This window comes from Kitasatospora sp. MY 5-36 (genome assembly GCF_001182915.1).
In the GTDB taxonomy this organism is placed as follows: domain Bacteria; phylum Actinomycetota; class Actinomycetes; order Streptomycetales; family Streptomycetaceae; genus Kitasatospora.
In genome coordinates this window covers 1-3,240 of the sequence record NZ_LFVW01000923.1, presented here as the reverse complement: position 1 = coordinate 3,240, position 3,240 = coordinate 1, and the positions used below count along the sequence as shown (strand labels likewise).

General features: G+C 74.3%; 4 protein-coding genes. 1 reads left to right on the top strand and 3 read right to left on the bottom strand.

Going from position 1 to position 3,240, the window contains the following annotated elements; translation table 11 throughout:
• From AE652_RS38270 to AE652_RS38260, 3 genes are all read right to left on the bottom strand, one after another.
• The coding region (locus AE652_RS38270) for an urea transporter (RefSeq protein WP_234348691.1) at nucleotides 1-449 on the bottom strand (449 nt) is incomplete at its 3' end.
• Nucleotides 450-713: 264 nt separating this feature from the next.
• Entirely contained in the window at nucleotides 714-1,544 is an 831-nt protein-coding gene (locus tag AE652_RS38265; protein ID WP_049659985.1) for an alpha/beta hydrolase, read from the bottom strand.
• 99 nt (nucleotides 1,545-1,643) lie between these two features.
• Nucleotides 1,644-2,405: an alpha/beta fold hydrolase gene (locus AE652_RS38260; protein ID WP_049659981.1), complete on the bottom strand. Its 762-nt coding sequence runs from the start codon at nucleotides 2,403-2,405 to the stop codon at nucleotides 1,644-1,646.
• A gap of 122 nt (nucleotides 2,406-2,527) precedes the next feature.
• On the opposite strand from AE652_RS38260, the gene AE652_RS38255 reads away from it, so the two are divergent.
• Nucleotides 2,528-3,061 (top strand): SigE family RNA polymerase sigma factor, encoded by a 534-nt coding sequence (locus AE652_RS38255; protein ID WP_049659979.1) that lies wholly within the window; start codon nucleotides 2,528-2,530, stop codon nucleotides 3,059-3,061.
• Nucleotides 3,062-3,240: the final 179 nt, after the last annotated feature.

Here is a 3,240-nt window from a genome sequence, read left to right as displayed (position 1 = left end):
CCCTGCCACAGTCGCCGGAAGCCGGGGGCGGCCGCCGTGACGGCCGTCGCGACCAGGCAGAACGGCGCGGTCAGCGCGGGCAGCCGCCAGGTGGCGAGCAGCGCCCCGAGCCCCGCCGTGACCACCACGGCGACGGCGGACCCGAGGGCCGCCACCGCGACCGTCGCCGGGTGCCCGGCGCCCAGGAAGACGGCGCAACTCAGCGCCACCAGGCAGCCGTTGTACCCGTGCAGCCCCGCCCCGACGGTCTCCCGGTCGAGCCCGAGCCCGTACGCGACGGCGGTGGAGACGGCGCTGCCGAGCAGTCCGTAGAGGCCGTACCGCCAGTCGGCGGCGAACAGTGCGGCCACGAAGAAGAGTCCGCAGACGACGGACGGCATGAAATCGACCTGCGCGACGCCGCGCAGGACCTCCGCGACCACCCTGGCGGATATCGGACGAGTCGCCACCGAGGCGCTCTCCCCACCCTGTTGCAAACCCATGCTGCGCACCAATTTTCCGGTACGGCCGGCCTGCCTGAATGTCGGCCCCGGCGATTCCTCCGGAACCGTACTCCTATGGTTTGCGAAGTCCAGGGGGTACGGGGTGTTATGCCAAATCCACGAAGGGTGACCATCGGGCCGCTGAGCTGCAACAATCTGTTGAAGTCACGGCCCGTAGGGTTCGTTGCAGGGAGAAATCCTTTGCGAAGTTTTACTGACGGTTGGCATCGGCTATGCCGGGGCCGCGCTCACTCCCGCCCGGATCAGATGCCGCGCCAGGAACCGTTCCGACGACTCCAGTTCGGGCTCCGGCACCTCCAGGTGGCCCCCGGGGTTGGCGTGCAGCGTCTTCTCCCGCGAGCCCAGCGCGCCGAACAGCGCCAGCGCCCCCTCGCGCGGGACCAGCGCGTCGTCCCACTGGAGGAGGAACTCCACCGGCACGCCGACCTGCCCCGCCGCCTCCGCCTGCGACGCGTGCCCCGTCAGCCCGAACACCGCGACGGCGACGCGCGGTTCGGCCGCCGCCAGCGGGATGCCGATCGCGCTCCCCAGCGACAACCCCCAGTACCCGACCGGCCCGAGGCCCTCCGCCTGTCCGAGGTCCTCCACCCGACCGGGGCGCTCCGCCTGTCCGGGGCCCTCTGTCCGACCGGTGCGCTCCGCCTCGCCGCTCAGCGCGTCCAGCACCGCCACCCACTCCGGCACCGCCCGCTCCGCGAGCGCCGCCGTGTGCCGCGCCACCCAGGCGCTGACCGGCCGGCCCGCCGCGATCAACTCCCCGATCTCGGTGGCGAACCGCTCGTCCTGGGCGCTGCGCGTCCGCTCCCCGTGCCCCGGCGCGTCCAGCGCCACCGCCGTGAACCCGTGCCGCCGCACGAACCGCCGGGCCCGGTCCACCAGTCCCGGACCCAGCTTGTGCTGGCCGCCGCCGTGCCCCAGCAGCACCAACGGCCGCCCGCCGAGGGGCGATCCGTCCGGCTGCCAGAGCACTCCGGGCGCGCCGTCGAGGGTGAAGTGGCGCTGCGTCACGCCGTCCGCGCTGGATTCCGTGGTGAAGTGCACCCCGTCATCATGGCTCCCGACACACGTTCGGGTCCGGCCTTTCCCTCGACGGGCTGCCCCACGACGGGGTCACCGCCGTCGCCACCGCACGGCTCGCCGCTACCGCGCGGCCGGGCCGTCCTCGTGGAGGAAGGCGAGCAGCAGGGCGGTGGTCTCGGCCGGGCGCTCCAGGCTGGGGAGGTGGCCGGCCCAGGGGAGCTCCTGGTGGCGGGCGTCGGGGAGGAGGGCGGGGAGGGCGGCGGCGATGTCCCGGAAGTCCGGGAAGTCGTGGGCGCCGGACACGGCCAGGGTGGGGGCGGTGATCCGGCCGAGGTCGACGTCCTCGCGGTCGGAGCCGACCGTCGCCGTCATCTGGACGTCGAAGGCGTGGCGCTGCATCCGGCGGACGTGCGCGCGGGTCCGCTCGTCGGCCTCCGGGCCGAGCCAGGACTCGACGTTCAGCTCGACGGCCTCGTCGATCCGCCCGGCCTCGATCAGCTCGTCCTCGCGCCCGCCGAAGGCGCGCAGGGTGTCGCTGGGCTGGTGTCCGGGCATGCCCGCGCCGAGCAGGGCCAGCCTGGTGACCGCCTCGGGGCGCAGCGCGGCCGCCGTCAGGGCGATCCGGCCGCCGTAGGAGGCGCCGACCAGGGCGGCGGTCCCGATGCCCAGGTGGTCGAGCAGGGCCAGGACGTCCCCGGCATCGCTGTACGGGGCGTCCGCGAGCGGCGTGTCGCCGAAGCCGCGGAAGTCGCAGCGGACCACCCGGTGTCCGGCGTCGACCAGCGGCTGCCACTGCGCGTCCCACATCCGCCGGTCGCACACCGAGGAGTGCAGCAGCACCACGGCGGGCCCACTGCCCGCTACGTCATGAGAAATGATCATTCGGCGGATCGTAGTGTCCCCGCCGCCGTTCCCCAAGCGATTTGAAGCCGCCGCGGCCGCGGGTAAGCGCTTTCGACCGCCCCCGGGCTCTGGACGGGTGAAGGAGGTGCTCGGAGGTGCTCATGGGAGAAGCGAAAGACGATCGGGACGACGGGTTCCAGGCGTTCATCGTCACGGTCTGGCCGCGCCTGGTACGGACGGCGTACCTGCTGGCCGGCGAGCAGTACGCGGCCGAGGACCTGGTGCAGTCGGCCGCCGAGAAGTCCTGCGCGGCCTGGTCGAAGGTGCGCCGGGCCGACGATCCGTACGCCTATGTGCGGCGGATCCTGGTCAACCAGCACGCCCGCCGCTGGCGCCGCCGGGCGCCGGAGCTGCTGGTGGACGCGGTGCCGGACGCGGCGGGGGTGGAGGACGGCTACGCCCGCTCCGACCAGCGCGGGGCCCTGCTGGCCGCGCTGGCCACCCTGCCGCCGCGCCAGCGCGAGGCGGTGGTGCTGCGGCACTGGGAGGACCTGAGCGACAGCCAGACGGCGGCCGCCATGGGGTGCTCGGTGGGCGCGGTGCGCAGCCACGCGGCGAAGGGCATCGCGCGGCTGCGGCAGGTCACGGCACTGGTGGGACTCAAGGACACGACGCACATCGGAGGAGCGGCATGAGGGGCGGCATGGACCGGGAACCGGACGGGACGGGCGTGGACGACGGCACGGACCTGTGGGTGGGGCTCGGCCTCGCCGAGGCGGCGGCCGGCGCGCGGATCGGCCCGGCGCCGGTGACGGACATCCTGGCGGGGGGCCGCCGGCTGCGGCACCGCCGCCGTACGGTGGTCGGCGCGGCG